This window comes from Pseudonocardia xishanensis (genome assembly GCF_039541715.1).
Taxonomy (GTDB): domain Bacteria; phylum Actinomycetota; class Actinomycetes; order Mycobacteriales; family Pseudonocardiaceae; genus Pseudonocardia; species Pseudonocardia xishanensis.
In genome coordinates this window covers 1-13749 of record NZ_BAABGT010000094.1, presented here as the reverse complement: position 1 = coordinate 13749, position 13749 = coordinate 1, and the positions used below count along the sequence as shown (strand labels likewise).

Sequence of the window (13749 nt, the reverse complement as noted above, 5' to 3'; positions counted from 1 at the left end):
CTGCACAGACGTTGTAGCGTGGCTTCATGGACGTGCAGCGGCTGCGGGTGCTCCGCGAGCTCGCCGACCGGGGGTCGGTCACGGCGGTGGCGGCGGCGCTGTCCTTCACCCCGTCGGCCATCTCGCAGCAGCTCAAGGCGCTCGCCGAGGAGGTCGGGATGCCGCTCACCGAGCCCGCCGGGCGGGGGCTGCGGCTCACCGGGGCGGGGCAGGCGCTGGTGGCCGAGGCCGAGCACGTCCTGGCCGCGCTGGCCCGGGCGGACGCGGCCGTCGAGGCCCTGCGCACGACCCCGCACGGCGTGGTCCGGATGGCGTTGTTCCCCTCGGGTGCCCGGATGATGATGGCCGGGCTGCTGCGTCGGATCGCCGGATCGGGTGTGGACCTGCAGGTGCGAGACGTCGACATGACCCCCGCCGAGGTGCCGGTCCTGGCGGCGGACTACGACCTCGTCGTCACGCACCGGGACGAGAACGCCGCCCCGCTGGACAGTCCTCGGCACCGGGTGGTCCCGCTGGTCAGGGAGCCGCTGGACGTCGTGCTCCCACCCGGGCACCCGCTCGCCCGGCGCCGCCGGATCGCCCTCGCCGACCTCGCCGACGAGCCGTGGATCAGCGTGAACGTCGGCTGGCCGGTGGACGACGTGCTCCGCTCGCTCACCACGCTGACCGGCGCGCGGCCGCGGGTCGTGCAGCGGATCAACGACTTCTCGGTGACCGAGGAGCTCGTCGCGGCGGGCGTCGGGGTGGCCCTGCTCCCCCGCTGGTCCACCGACGACCGCGGCGGGCGCCGCTTCACCCGCCGGACGCTCGCGGGGGTCCGCGCGGCGCGGATGGTGGAGGTGGTGATGCGGGAGAGCGTGGCCGAACGGCCCGCGGTCCGCGCCGTGGTGGCGGCGCTGGGGGCCGCGGTCGCCGAGGTGACCCGCTAAGGCCGCTTGGACCTGGGCAGCTTGGCCACGATCGCGGCGTAGGACTCGTCCACCAGCTCGCGCAGCTCGTCGTCCGGCACGGTGCCGTCCAGGCTGACGACGTTCCAGCCGTACCGGCCGATGTACGCCGAGACCGTGACGGCGCCCGGGTAGCGGTCCCGCAGCTCGGCCGCGGCGTCCGCGTCGGGCCCGCACTTGAGGCCGACGCCCTCGCCGCCGAGGAACGCGAAGATCTTCCCGCCGACCTTGGCGACGAGGTCTCCCTCCCACGGCTCGTCCGGCTGCGCGCCGGGCTTGGCCAGCGCGTAGGCGACGAGCTCCTCGTGCGTCATGCGCGGTGGGTCATGTCCGCTGGTACCTCCGCCACCCGACGGCGAGCAGCACCACAGCGATGATCACGTACGTGGCGCCTGCGACCTGCTGCAGCGGGTTCCAGGTCAGCTCGACCTCGTTGTTGCCCGGCAGCCACCGGAACGGCGCCACCGAGAACGCCACGGCGAGCACCGCCGTGAGCGCGATCCAGCCCCGCTCGCCCGTGCGCAGGGCGTGGGCCCCGACCGCGATCACCGCGGGCGCGATCCACACCCAGTGGTGCGACCAGGACGTCGGCGAGACGAGCAGGGTGAAGGCCGCGGTGGCGGACAGCGCGACGGCCGGGTCGGCACGGCGCACGATCGGCACCACGAGCACCAGCAGCACGACCGCCGCGACCAGCCAGATCCCGGTGAGCAGCGGCCCGTGCACCCCCCACCGCGCGACGACGGCCTGCACCGTCTCGTTGGTGTAGAACACCGACCCGCTCACCCCGGAGGCCGGCCCGCCGAACCAGTAGGTGGCCGAGGCCTGCGCGTCCACCAGGAACCCGAGCGCGGTGGCCAGGATCGCGGTCGCCGCGGCCACGACCGCGGCCCGGACGTCCTTGCGCAGCAGGAAGAACAGGACGAACGCGGCCGGGGTGAGCTTGATGGCCGCCGCGATCCCGACGAGCGTGCCGCGCGGCCACCACGTCCGCGGCGCCAGGCAGTCCACCGCCACGAGGGCCATCAGGATCAGGTTGACCTGCCCGAACTCGACCGTCTCGAGCACCGGCTCGATCCACAGCAGCAACGGCAGCGCCAGCGAGGCGACCGACAGCGCGCCGGACCGGCCACCCGCGGGCCAGGCCCGCAGCGCCGTGACGTACAGGGTCACCGCCAGGCTCGCCAGCGACAGCAGGAACAGCGACACCCACGCGACGGTCCACGGCACCAGCGCGAACGGGGTGAGGACCATCGCCGCGAAGACAGGGTAGATGAACGGCAGCGCCAACCCGGAGATCGTGGGCGGCAGCGGGCCGTAGGGGTCCCCGCCCGCGAGCCAGGTCTGCACGCCGATCCGGTAGACCTCGAGATCGATGTGGTAGCCGTGCGTGTGCAGCAGCATCAGCGTGACCGACACCGCCAGCAGGGGCAGCCCGACCAGCAGCGGCGTCCGCGGAGCCAACACCCACGCCCGCACCCGCTGAGCTGCGTCGGCACCCGATCGGCTGCTGGACACGGTCACGCGGGGCCGCCCTCCTGGACTGCGGTCTCGCCGGCACGGAGCGTGCGTCGGCGACGCACACGGTACCGAGCGGCCCCGGCGCCCGCCTCGCCCACACCCCTCCCACCGCGCACGTGATCCACCGACGGGGAGGAGAACGGTCGAACCCCGACCGTCCCGCTCCCCGAGTGCGGATCACGACCGGAGCCGGCTGCCCCCACCAGAGCAGGATCCGTACCCGAGGAGCCGGGCGGTCGAGATCCGACCGTCCCCCTCCCCAGACATGGATCATGGCCAGGGCCGGGCGGGCGCGGCGGGCGACCAGGTGGTGCAGGACGAGCGGCGTGGCGCTACCTGATCCCCGCCGCGTCCATCCCGCGCAGCTCCTTCTTCAGGTCCTGGATCTCGTCCCGCAGCCGGGCGGCGAGCTCGAACTGCAGGTCGCGGGCCGCGGCGAGCATCTGGTCGCTCATCTGCTGAATGAGGTCGGCCAGCTCGGCGCGGGGCATCGACTTGGTGTCCCGCCCGGCCACGACGCCCGAGCTGGCACGCCCCGGCTCCCCCGCCGCCCGCTTGCCGCGGGACTGGTTGCGGCCGGAACCGCCGACGGGGACCTCGGTGTCCTCCGCCTCCCGGTACACCTGGTCCAGGATGTCCGCGATCTTCTTCCGCAGCGGCTTCGGGTCGAGGCCCCGCTCCGTGTTGTAGGCGATCTGCTTGGCCCGGCGCCGGTCCGTCTCGTCGATCGCGTGCTGCATGGAGTCGGTGATCTTGTCCGCGTACATGTGCACCTGGCCGGACACGTTCCGCGCCGCGCGCCCGATGGTCTGGATCAGCGAGGTGCCGGAGCGCAGGAAGCCCTCCTTGTCCGCATCGAGGATCGCGACGAGCGACACCTCGGGCAGGTCGAGGCCCTCGCGGAGCAGGTTGATGCCGACCAGCACGTCGTACTCGCCGAGCCGCAGCTGGCGCAGCAGCTCCACCCGCCGCAGGGTGTCCACCTCGGAGTGCAGGTACCGCACCCGGATGCCCAGCTCCAGCAGGTAGTCGGTGAGGTCCTCGGCCATCTTCTTGGTCAGCGTGGTGACCAGCACCCGCTCGTCCCGCTCGGCGCGCTCGCGGATCTCCCCCACCAGGTCGTCGATCTGGCCCTTCGTGGGCTTCACGACGATCTCCGGGTCCACCAGTCCGGTCGGCCGGATGACCTGCTCGACGAACTCGCCGCCGGTGCGGGACAGCTCGTACGGCCCGGGCGTGGCCGACAGGTACACCGTCTGCCCGATCCGGTCGGCGAACTCCTCCCAGGTCAGCGGCCGGTTGTCGGTGGCCGACGGGAGCCGGAACCCGAACTCCACCAGGTTCCGCTTGCGGGACATGTCGCCCTCGTACATGCCGCCGATCTGCGGCACGGTCACGTGCGACTCGTCGATCACCAGGAGGAAGTCCTCCGGGAAGTAGTCGATCAGGGTGGCGGGTGCCGTGCCCGGGCCGCGCCCGTCGATGTGGCGCGAGTAGTTCTCGATGCCGGAGCAGAACCCGACCTGCCGGATCATCTCCAGGTCGTACTGGGTGCGCATGCGCAGCCGCTGCGCCTCGAGCAGCTTGCCCTGGTTCTCCAGCTGCGCGAGCCGCTCCTCCAGCTCCTTCTCGATGTCCCGCACCGCGCGTTCCATCCGCTCCGGCCCCGCGACGTAGTGCGTGGCCGGGAAGATGCGCACCTCGTCCACCTGCCGCACGACGTCCCCCGTCAGCGGGTGCAGGTAGTAGAGCGACTCGATCTCGTCCCCGAAGAACTCGATCCGGATCGCCAGCTCCTCGTACGCCGGGATGATCTCCACGGTGTCCCCGCGCACCCGGAAGGTGCCGCGGGCGAACGCCACGTCGTTCCGGGTGTACTGCACGTCCACCAGCAGCCGCAGGAACGCGTCCCGGTCCAGCTCGAGACCCGTCTCCAGCTTGACCGAGCGGTCCAGGTACGACTGCGGGGTGCCGAGACCGTAGATGCACGACACCGACGCGACGACCACGACGTCCCTGCGCGACAGCAGGTTCTGCGTGGCGGAGTGCCGCAGGCGCTCCACGTCGTCGTTGATCGAGGAGTCCTTCTCGATGTACGTGTCCGTCTGCGCGATGTACGCCTCGGGCTGGTAGTAGTCGTAGTACGAGACGAAGTACTCCACCGCGTTGTTCGGCAGCATGTCCTTCAGCTCGTTGGCCAGCTGCGCGGCGAGGGTCTTGTTGGGCGCCATCACCAGCGTGGGCCGCTGCACCTGCTCGATCAGCCACGCCGTGGTCGCCGACTTGCCGGTGCCGGTGGCGCCGAGCAGCACCACGTCCTGCTCGCCGCGGTTGATCCGCTCGGTCAGCTCCTTGATCGCCGCGGGCTGGTCCCCGGCGGGCTCGTACTCGCTGACGACCTCGAACCGCCCGCCGGTCCGCTCGATGTCACCGGCGGGGCGGTGCTCGGAGTGCGCGAGCGGCACGTCGGCCTCTCCACCCTCGCGCGCACTGCCGGGTACCTCCGTCGCGAATGCCATGACCCCAGGGTACGAGCAGGCACCGACAGTTTCCCGTCGCCGTCTCTTCGGGCACGCTGGACCCGTGCACCCGCCGAAGATCCAGACCTACGACGTCGGATCCGGCGTCAACGTGGACAACAAGGGCTTCCGCCGCGAGGTGACCGAGTACCGCCGCGCGCCCTTCGGCCTCTACATGAGCCGGGCGATCGTCGGGCGGGAGTCGGCCAGCTGGATCGAGTCGTGGCTGCTGCCCGAGCTCGGGATCATCGTCAGCGACTGGACCTGGAACCCCGGCCACGAGCGGCACCAGGACTTCTACCTGGACATCGCCCGCGTCGAGCCGGGCGAGCAGGTCTGGCGCACGACCGACCTCTACCTGGACGTGATCGTCAAGACCGGCGAGTGGACCGAGGTGCTGGACGTCGACGAGTTCGTCGAGGCGGTCGCCACCGGCCTGGTGGACCCGCCCACCGCCGAATGGGCGCTGCACCGGCTCACCGAGGTCACCGCGGCCCTCGCCGTGCACGGCCACGACCTGGACGCCTGGCTGGCCACCCGGGGCATCACGCTGACCTGGCGGGAGGACGGCGCGGCGCGGGCGTGCTGAACCGCGGGGTCAGACCCGGCCCGCGGTCAGCGCGGCGCTCTCGCCGGGCTTCTCCGGCGTGCTGCTGGTGGGCCCGGACGCCGTGGTCGACGTGGTCGTGGTGGTCGGCGCCGTCGTCGGCGTGGTGGGGTCCGGCCCGCCCTCGGGGATCGGGGGCGTCGTCGTGACCACCGGCGGCGGCACCACGACCGGCGGCGGGGCCACCACGGGCGGCGGCGCGACCGGCTGCTGTGCCGGGGGCTTGGGCTTCACCGTGGTGGTCCGCGGGACGACCCGGCGCTTCGTGGTCGAGGGCGCGGGATCCTGCTCCACCACCGCGGCGGGCGGCGGCGCCACGACCGGCGCCTGCTCGACGGGGGGCGCCACCGGCGCGGGGGTCTCCGGCGTGGTGGTCTGCGGCACGACCTCGGCGACGGGCGCGGCCACCGGCGGCGCGCTCTGGGCCGCCGCGGTGCCGATCGCGGTGACCCCACCCAGCGCGCCGACGGTCAGCACGGCGGCCGCGGCGGCGCCGCTCGCGCGGCTGACCGCGCCGGCCCGACGCAGCACGTCGTCCACCGCGGGCAGCGTCACGCCCGCGGCCAGCTCGTCGTCCAGCCTGCGCAGCTCCTCGGCGCCGCGTCCGCCCGACAGCGGGTTCGTCACCGGTCCTCCTCCTCGGCCGGGGTCTCCCCCGCCGTGTCCTCGTGGTCCGCGGCGCCCGCGGGCGCGACGAACGCCAGCCCCGCCACAGCATGCTCGATCCGGGTCCCGACCCGGTTGAGGCGCGCCTGGACCGTGCCGACCGACACGCCCTCCAGCACCGCGACCTCGCCCGTGGTCATCCCCGCCATGTACACCAGCACCGCGGCCCGGCGCTCCTCCAGCGGGAGCTCGGCCAGCGCCGCGAGGACCGAGGCCGTGCGGGGGTCGAGCCCCTCCTGCTCCGGTACCCGCCCGGTCCGCAGCCCCAGCTTGGCGGCGAGCCGCCGCAAGGGGTTGCGGGAGGCGCGCACCGCGACCCGGCGTACCCAGGCCTCGGCGTCCCCCTCGCGGACCTCCGACCAGCGGCGCCAGGCCCGGGAGTAGGCGTCCTGCACGAGATCGTGCGCCGCGCCCGAGTCCAGGGTGATCGCGAAGAGCTGACCGACGAGCCGGGGATAGTGCGCCTCGAAGTGGGCGCCGAAGTCCGCACGGAGGCCGCCACGCGGCGCCTCCGGGACATCCCGTTCGACGACCGAGTCGTCCGGTTCCGGGGCGAAAACGGTCGGCTCGTCGATCTCCGACACCTCGGAGTCCTCCGAGACCTGCGCGCTCACCCCGACCCCTTACCGACCCCGCATCGGGATCACCCGTCGTGACGGTCCTGCCCGGCTATCGTGCCCGCGTCGTCCCCCGTTACAGCGACGCCGGGGCCCGAGAGCCCGTTCAGCGTATTACTCCGGCCGCCATCCGGTGGATGCGGCCCAGGCTTCGGCGCGCGGGAGGGCGGCGTCGAACCAGGGCTCCTTGCGCCCGACGTACCGCGCAGCGTCCGGGTCCCCACCGCTTTCCTCCGCCGCGGCCCGCTTGACCTGGAGATACTCCGCGCACGCCGCACTGTCCGCCCGCAGCCAGTCCCGGACCAGCAGCGCGTAGCGCCAGCCCGGCGCCCCGTGCACGCGGATGTGCAGGTGGACCCGCTGACCCGGGTCCGCGCCGCCGAAGTAGCGCTTGCGCCACCGCGCGGGATCGGGATCGGCGGCTTGGGGGTCGTCCTGCACGATCTCCGGGATCTCGATCATGCCGACGGCCGCCAGCGGCTCGACGAGCGCGTCCACCTCGTCCAGCGAGCGGACGGCCAGCTGCAGGTCGGTGACGTCCTTGGCGGGTAGGCCCGGGACCGCGGTCGAGCCGATGTGGGCCACCCCGCGCCCCACCGACCCGGCCGCGTACGCGACCCTCGCCGCGAGGCGCTCCCCGCGCGCGGCCCAGCCCGGATCCGGGTCCACCACCACCGGCGCCCCGCCGCGGACGGCCCGCCGCAACCGCACGTTCTCCTCGAACGGCACCAGCCGCTCGGCCCACAGCCGGTCCACCCGCGCGACGAGCTCCTCGGGGGTGCCGTCGTTGGGCAGCAGCACGTCCGCAGCGGCCCGGCGCTGCGCGTCCGTGGCCTGCTTGGTGATCCGCGCCCGCGCGTCCGCCTCGGTGAGCCCGCGGGACTCCACGAGCCGCCGGACCCGGACGTCCTCGGCGGTGTCCACCACCGCGACCAGCGCGAACCGTGCCTGGGAGCCCTGCTCGACCATCAGCGCGGCGTCGTAGACGAGGACGGCCTCGGGGCCCGCCTCGGCGACCAGCTCGGCGGTCCGTCGCCCGATCAGCGGGTGGGTGATGCCGTTGAGCTGCGCGAGCTTCGCGTCGTCGCTGAAGACGATCGAGGCGACCCTGGCCCGGTCCATCTCGCCGTCCGCGCCGATCACCTCGGGGCCGAAGGCCTCGGCGATCCGCGCCAGGCCGGGGGTGCCCTTCGCGACGACCTCCCGGGCGATCAGGTCCGCGTCGATCAGGGTGGCGCCGAGCTCCACCAGCCTGCGCGAGGCCGTGGACTTGCCCGCGCCGATCCCGCCCGTCAGCCCGATCTGCAGCACGACGCCCACCCTAGGGGGTGATCCACACCTCGGGCGCTGGGCGGTCCGGAAACGACCGCCCCGCTCCCCGACCATGGATCAGCGAGGCGACGGGCCGCCCCATCCCATGATCCACAGCTCGGGCGGCAACCGGTCGCCCAGCGACCGCTCTCCTCCCCGACCGGGGATCACCCGGCGGCGACGGCGTTCGGCTCGGTGGTCGTCGGGGTCGCGGGCGGCGCGGCGGGGGTGTCCGGCGGCGAGGGCTGGCTCGCCCCGTCCCGCGGCAGGACCCGCAGGGCGAGGTCGACGAGCCGGTCGACCGGCGGGCCCGGAGCGCGCGCGGAGACCGGGAGCACGAAGGTGAGGGTGTCGACGCCGTAGACCACGGCGAGGAGCGTCTCGGTGCGCCGCTCGACCGCGACGGCCTTCGCCGTGCCGATCGCGAGGTCGCGGGACTGCCCGTCCGAACGCTCGGCGTTGGTGTTGAGCTGCCACTGCCGGGTCGCCGCGGCGGTGTCGGCGTAGCGGCCGAGGTTGATGTCCAGCAGCGTGTTCCCGCCGCCGGGGCCGCTCGCGCTGTAGCGGCAGCCGACCCGCTCGGTCCGGCCCACCGTCGGCTCCGGCACACCCTTGATCGTGCGCATGGCGGTGGACCCGAGCGGACGCGCGAAGAGGGCGCCGAGGTCGTCCGGCGCCAGGAAGGTGCCGCAGTCCTCCGGCAGCCCGATCCGCGGTGCGGCCGCGCCACTCGTCCTGACGTCGGAGGACGCGAACGTGGGCACTGCGGTGCTTCCGCCCACCGGTCCGGCGGAACAGGCGGTGAGCACACCCAGCCCGAGCGCGAGCATCGCCGCCGTCCGCCGCCCCCACCGCATGTGATCCACGGTAAGGGGCGGACCGTGATCGACTCACTCGGCGCGCCCACACTGTCACCGAACGGAGCCCGATCGTGATCGCGGCGACACTCGGTGGAGTAGCCGGGAACGCCGAACGGCCCCGGTCCAGAAGGACCGGGGCCGTTCGGACCAACGGATCAGGCGCCGCCGGAGAGCTTCTCCCGCAGAGCCGCGAGCTGCTCGTCGCTGGCCAGCGACCCACCGCTCTGGGCGGGCTCACCACCGGTCGAGGCGGGGGCGCTCCCGGAGGAGTAGTTCGCCGCACCGGTCTCGGTGGTGGCCTCCGCCTCGGCCTCGGCGGCCTTGCGGATCTGCGTCATGTGCTGCTCGTAGCGCTCGTGCGCCTCGGCGTACTCCTTCTCCCAGGCCTCGCGCTGGGACTCGAAGCCCTCTTGCCAGTCGCCGGTCTCGACGTCGAAGCCCTCGGGGTAGATGTAGTTCCCCTGGTCGTCGTACTCGGCGGCCATGCCGTAACGCGTCGGGTCGAACTCGGTGTCGACCGTCATGCCCTCGTTGGCCTGCTTGAGCGACAGCGAGATGCGGCGGCGGTCCAGGTCGATGTCGATGACCTTGACCATGCAGTCGTCGCCCACCTGGACGACCTGCTCCGGGATCTCGACGTGGCGCTCGGCCAGCTCGGAGATGTGCACCAGTCCCTCGATGCCCTCCTCGACGCGGACGAACGCGCCGAACGGGACGAGCTTGGTGACCTTGCCCGGGACGATCTGGCCGATCGCGTGGGTCCGGGCGTACAGGCGCCACGGGTCCTCCTGCGTCGCCTTCAGCGACAGGGAGACGCGCTCACGGTCCAGGTCGACGTCGAGCACCTCGACGGTGACCTCCTGGCCCACCTCGACGACCTCGGACGGGTGGTCGATGTGCTTCCAGGACAGCTCGGAGACGTGCACCAGGCCGTCCACCCCGCCGAGGTCGACGAACGCACCGAAGTTGACCACCGACGAGACGACGCCCTTGCGCACCTGGCCGCGGGCCAGCTGGTTGAGGAACTCGCTGCGGACCTCGGACTGGGTCTGCTCCAGCCAGGCGCGGCGGGACAGCACCACGTTGTTGCGGTTCTTGTCCAGCTCGATGATCTTGGCCTCGATCTTGCGGCCGACGTACGGCTGCAGATCGCGGACGCGGCGCATCTCGACCAGCGAGGCCGGGAGGAAGCCGCGGAGCCCGATGTCCAGGATCAGGCCGCCCTTGACGACCTCGATGACGGTGCCCTCGACGGGCTCGTCCGCCTCCTTGAGAGCCTCGATCGTGCCCCAGGCGCGCTCGTACTGCGCACGCTTCTTGGACAGGATCAGGCGACCCTCCTTGTCCTCCTTCTGGAGGACGAGGGCCTCGACGAACTCGCCGACCTCGACGACCTCTGCGGGGTCGACGTCGTGCTTGATCGACAGCTCCCGCGAGGGGATGACGCCTTCGGTCTTGTAACCGATGTCGAGCAGGACCTCGTCGCGGTCGACCTTGACGATGGTGCCCTCGACGATGTCGCCATCGTTGAAGTACTTGATCGTCTTGTCGATGGCGGCGAGGAAGTCCTCCTCCGACCCGATGTCGTTGACGGCGACCTGCGGGGTCGTGTGGGTCGGGGCGGCGGTGGTGTCGGTGGACATGTAGTGGGGTGCTCCGGTGGGATGGATGTCGTTGTGACCGCATCGGGCGGCCGGGCGGGTGCGTGTAGCCGTGACTGAGTCGATCTTCCAGTCACCTTCGATCGTCGATTCCCCGAGGAAACCTCCCGCGGCGACGACCTGCTCGTGAGTGTCACCGAGCCGGACCTCGCACACGTTGACCACGGGTGTACGCGATGGTACGCGGCACCCGATCAGTGGGGCAATGCGGGTCCCCCGGCGCGAACTGGGACGATTCCGCACGTGGACGGTAGCGCGGAGGAGCTCCTGGGGACCGCCGGAGTGGCCCGTCGGGAGGTCGGTTCGGCGGAGTCGGAGCGGGCCAGCCGCGCCTGGTGGGACGCGGACGCCGCGGACTACCTCGCCGAGCACGGCCGCGACATCGGGGACACCGAGTTCGTCTGGTGCCCGGAGGGCCTGCACGAGGCCGAGGCGGGCCTGCTCGGCGAGGTGCGCGGGCGCCGCGTGCTCGAGGTCGGCTGCGGCTCGGCGCCCTGTTCGCGCTGGTTGGCGGCCCGGGGCGCGCACCCGGTGGCCCTCGACCTCTCCCGCGGGATGCTGGCGGCGGCCGCGGACCTCAACCGGCGGACCGGGATCGCCGTGCCGCTAGTCCAGGCCGGCGCCGAGCACCTCCCCTTCCCGGACGCCACCTTCGACCTCGCCTGCTCCGCCTTCGGCGCGGTGCCCTTCGTCGCCGAGCCGGTGCAGGTGATGCGCGAGGTGTTCCGGGTGCTGCGCCCCGGCGGCCGCTGGGTCTTCGCCGTGAACCACCCCATGCGCTGGATGTTCTCCGACGACCCGGGGCCGGACGGGCTGACCGTCACCCAGTCGTACTTCGACCGGACCCCCTACCTGGAGGTGGACGACGCGGGCCGGGCCACCTACGTCGAGCACCACCGGACCCTCGGCGACCGGGTCCGGGACGTGGTGGCCGCGGGCCTGGTCCTGGACGACGTGGTGGAGCCGGAGTGGCCGGAGGGTCGCGAGCGGATCTGGGGCCAGTGGTCCCCGTTGCGCGGCAGGCTCTTCCCCGGCACGGCGATCTTCGTGACCCACCGCCCTACAGCAGGGTGACGGCCCCCGAGTCCAGGTCGTAGCGGGCGCCGACGACGGTGAGGCCGCCCTGCTCGACGGACTCGTGGAGATCGGAGTCGTACCGCAGCATGTGCACCACCCGGCGCACGTTGTCGTCCACGGCCGCGGCGACCCGGGCCGCCCGATCCGGTCCCTGCGGCGGGACGGCGGGGCGGATGGCCTCCACCAGGTACCTCAGGTGCCCGGCGCCCTCCTCCCCCGCGTCGACGGCGTCGAGCGCGACGCCGACCGCCCCGCACGACGAGTGCCCCACCACCACGACCAGCGGGATCCTCAGCTCACCGGCACCGAACGCGATGCTGCCGAGCACCGCGTCGTCCAGCACCTCGCCCGCGGTGCGGACGGTGAAGAGGTCCCCGAGGCCCTGGTCGAACACCAGCTCCGGCGGCACCCGCGAGTCGACGCAGGACAGGATCGTGGCGAACGGGTGCTGGGCCGCGACCAGGGACCGCCGGATCCCCGCGCCCTCGTGCGGGTGGTCGGGGCGGGCGGCCTGCCAGCGCCGGTTGCCCTCCAGGAGCAGCCGCAGCCCCTCGTCCGCGGTCGGGACGACACCCGGCTCCGCAACGGCAGGCGCGGCGCCGGTCGCCAGCAGGCCGCCCAGACCCGCCCCCACCCGACCCCGCACCGCGGCCCGCCGCCCGATCCCTCGCATCGCCCACTCCTGTGCAGCACGCAACGTTTCGTCCCGAAAATAGCGGTGTCGTGCCGACTCACCCGCTTCAGCGATGTGGATCACACGACGCCAGGACGCTCGGCGAGATCACCGCCGCCATCGGCCGGGTGCTGGGGCCGGAGCCGCTGACCCGTGCCGAGCTCGTCGAGCGGGTGGTGGCGGACCTCGGCCGCCCCGAGCTCGCCGAGCCGATGGCCACGAGCTGGGGAATGCTGCTCGAACCCGCTGCGGCACACGGATTCCTGCGCTCCGGGCCGGACGGGACCTTCGTGCACCCCGGTCCGCTGGAGCGCCCGGACACCGACGCGGCCAACCGGGAGATCCTGCTGCGGTTCCTGCGCGCCAACGGCCCGGCGGACGCCGAGGACGTCGGGAGGTGGTGGGGCGAGCGGGCCACCCCGGCCAAGCGCCGGCTCACGGCCGCCCCGGTCGAGGCGGTGGACATCGAGGGATGGTCCGCCTGGGTCGCCGCCGAGGACACCGAGGACACCGACGCTCGCGGCCACCCCGGCCGCGGGTGAGCACCCCGCCGACGGCCCGTTCCTGTTGCCCGGCTTCGATCCGTGGGTCATCGCGCCGCGCAGCCACCGCGACCGCGCGATCCCCGCGGGCCGCGCGGCCGAGGTGAGCCGGACGGCGGGCTGGATCTCCCCCGTCCTCGTCGTCGACGGCCGGGCGGGCGTCCGGGAGCCCGACGGCGACGTGGCCGAGGTCCGCCCCTTCGCCCCGCTCCCGGCGGGCACCCGCCGGGCCGTCGAGGCGCTGGGCGAGATCAGGTGGGCCTAGGCTCCTCGCGTGCCGATCGACGCCGCCGAGATGCAGCAGACCTTCACGCCCGGACAGCTGAACGACCGGATGGGGATCGAGCTCCTCTCCGTCACGGCGGATGAGGTCCGCGGCCGGATGCCCGTCGAGGGCAACCGCCAGCCCTACGGCCTGCTCCACGGCGGCGCCAGCGGCGTGCTCGCCGAGACCCTGGGCTCGGTGCTCGCCGCCGTGCACGCGCTGCCCGAGCGGTTCCCGGTCGGCCTCGAGCTGTCCTGCACCCACCACCGCGCCGCCACCGAGGGCTGGGTGACGGGGGTGGCCCGCCCGTTGCACGTCGGCCGCAGCACCTCGACCCACGAGATCGTGCTGACCGACGAGCAGGGCCGCCGCACCTGCACGGCGAAGCTGACCTGCCTGCACCGCGACACGCGGCCGCAGGTCTGACCCGAATCCGCGAGTAGCCGAAGAGCTGATCTTGGTCCGGCGGGTTTGATGTTGTCG

Annotated in this window: 15 protein-coding genes; 6 read left to right on the top strand and 9 right to left on the bottom strand. The window is 73.2% G+C overall.

Translation table 11 applies throughout. From position 1 onward, the window contains the following. Positions 1–26: 26 nt before the first annotated feature. Complete coding sequence (locus ABD993_RS28315) at positions 27–929, top strand: LysR family transcriptional regulator (protein WP_345425095.1); 903 nt, start codon at positions 27–29, stop codon at positions 927–929. Here the strand turns inward: ABD993_RS28315 and ABD993_RS28310 are convergent. The 3 genes from ABD993_RS28310 to uvrB all read right to left on the bottom strand — a co-directional run bounded on the left by ABD993_RS28310 (position 926) and on the right by uvrB (position 4987). Continuing rightward, positions 926–1261 carry an MmcQ/YjbR family DNA-binding protein gene (locus tag ABD993_RS28310; RefSeq protein WP_345425092.1) on the bottom strand — a complete coding sequence of 112 codons (336 nt, stop codon included), beginning with the start codon at positions 1259–1261 and terminating at the stop codon, positions 926–928. The genes ABD993_RS28315 and ABD993_RS28310 overlap by 4 nt on opposite strands. Before the next feature lie 10 nt (positions 1262–1271). Beyond that, a complete protein-coding gene (locus tag ABD993_RS28305) occupies positions 1272–2471 on the bottom strand; it encodes a glycosyltransferase 87 family protein (RefSeq protein WP_345425089.1) in 1200 nt (399 codons plus the stop codon). A gap of 329 nt (positions 2472–2800) precedes the next feature. Further along, positions 2801–4987: an excinuclease ABC subunit UvrB gene (gene uvrB / locus ABD993_RS28300; protein WP_345425086.1), complete on the bottom strand. Its 2187-nt coding sequence runs from the start codon at positions 4985–4987 to the stop codon at positions 2801–2803. A gap of 64 nt (positions 4988–5051) precedes the next feature. On the opposite strand from uvrB, the gene ABD993_RS28295 reads away from it, so the two are divergent. Then, positions 5052–5576 carry a ribonuclease FAU-1 family protein gene (locus tag ABD993_RS28295; protein ID WP_345425083.1) on the top strand — a complete coding sequence of 175 codons (525 nt, stop codon included), beginning with the start codon at positions 5052–5054 and terminating at the stop codon, positions 5574–5576. 9 nt (positions 5577–5585) lie between these two features. On the opposite strand, the gene ABD993_RS28290 is transcribed toward ABD993_RS28295, so the two are convergent. From ABD993_RS28290 to rpsA, 5 genes are all read right to left on the bottom strand, one after another. Next, positions 5586–6221 carry a hypothetical protein gene (locus ABD993_RS28290; protein ID WP_345425080.1) on the bottom strand — a complete coding sequence of 212 codons (636 nt, stop codon included), beginning with the start codon at positions 6219–6221 and terminating at the stop codon, positions 5586–5588. Then, complete coding sequence (locus ABD993_RS28285) at positions 6218–6874, bottom strand: RNA polymerase sigma factor (protein ID WP_345425077.1); 657 nt, start codon at positions 6872–6874, stop codon at positions 6218–6220. The genes ABD993_RS28290 and ABD993_RS28285 overlap by 4 nt, the downstream gene beginning before the upstream one ends. Positions 6875–6991: 117 nt before the next feature. Beyond that, a complete protein-coding gene (coaE, locus tag ABD993_RS28280) occupies positions 6992–8188 on the bottom strand; it encodes a dephospho-CoA kinase (RefSeq protein ID WP_345425074.1) in 1197 nt (398 codons plus the stop codon). 167 nt (positions 8189–8355) lie between these two features. After that, entirely contained in the window at positions 8356–9045 is a 690-nt protein-coding gene (locus tag ABD993_RS28275) for a hypothetical protein (protein WP_345425071.1), read from the bottom strand. 158 nt (positions 9046–9203) lie between these two features. Beyond that, entirely contained in the window at positions 9204–10691 is a 1488-nt protein-coding gene (gene rpsA / locus ABD993_RS28270) for a 30S ribosomal protein S1 (protein ID WP_345425068.1), read from the bottom strand. A 261-nt stretch (positions 10692–10952) separates the two neighbouring features. On the opposite strand from rpsA, the gene ABD993_RS28265 reads away from it, so the two are divergent. Then, positions 10953–11783, top strand: coding sequence for a class I SAM-dependent methyltransferase (locus tag ABD993_RS28265; protein ID WP_345425065.1), 831 nt, complete (start codon positions 10953–10955; stop codon positions 11781–11783). Here ABD993_RS28265 and ABD993_RS28260 read toward each other — a convergent pair. Beyond that, positions 11770–12459, bottom strand: a complete 690-nt coding sequence (locus ABD993_RS28260; RefSeq protein ID WP_345425062.1) for a carbonic anhydrase — start codon at positions 12457–12459, stop codon at positions 11770–11772. The genes ABD993_RS28265 and ABD993_RS28260 overlap by 14 nt on opposite strands. 50 nt (positions 12460–12509) lie before the next feature. On the opposite strand from ABD993_RS28260, the gene ABD993_RS28255 reads away from it, so the two are divergent. Genes ABD993_RS28255 through ABD993_RS28245 form a run of 3 tightly spaced genes read left to right on the top strand, consistent with a single transcriptional unit; the run spans position 12510 to position 13692 of the window. After that, the gene (locus ABD993_RS28255) at positions 12510–13001 is read left to right on the top strand and encodes a DNA glycosylase AlkZ-like family protein (RefSeq protein WP_345425059.1); all 492 of its coding nucleotides are present in this window, start codon (positions 12510–12512) and stop codon (positions 12999–13001) included. Positions 13002–13026: 25 nt separating this feature from the next. Continuing rightward, positions 13027–13266 carry a hypothetical protein gene (locus tag ABD993_RS28250; protein ID WP_345425056.1) on the top strand — a complete coding sequence of 80 codons (240 nt, stop codon included), beginning with the start codon at positions 13027–13029 and terminating at the stop codon, positions 13264–13266. 30 nt (positions 13267–13296) lie between these two features. Beyond that, positions 13297–13692 carry a PaaI family thioesterase gene (locus tag ABD993_RS28245; RefSeq protein WP_345425435.1) on the top strand — a complete coding sequence of 132 codons (396 nt, stop codon included), beginning with the start codon at positions 13297–13299 and terminating at the stop codon, positions 13690–13692. The last annotated feature ends 57 nt before the right edge of the window (positions 13693–13749 follow it).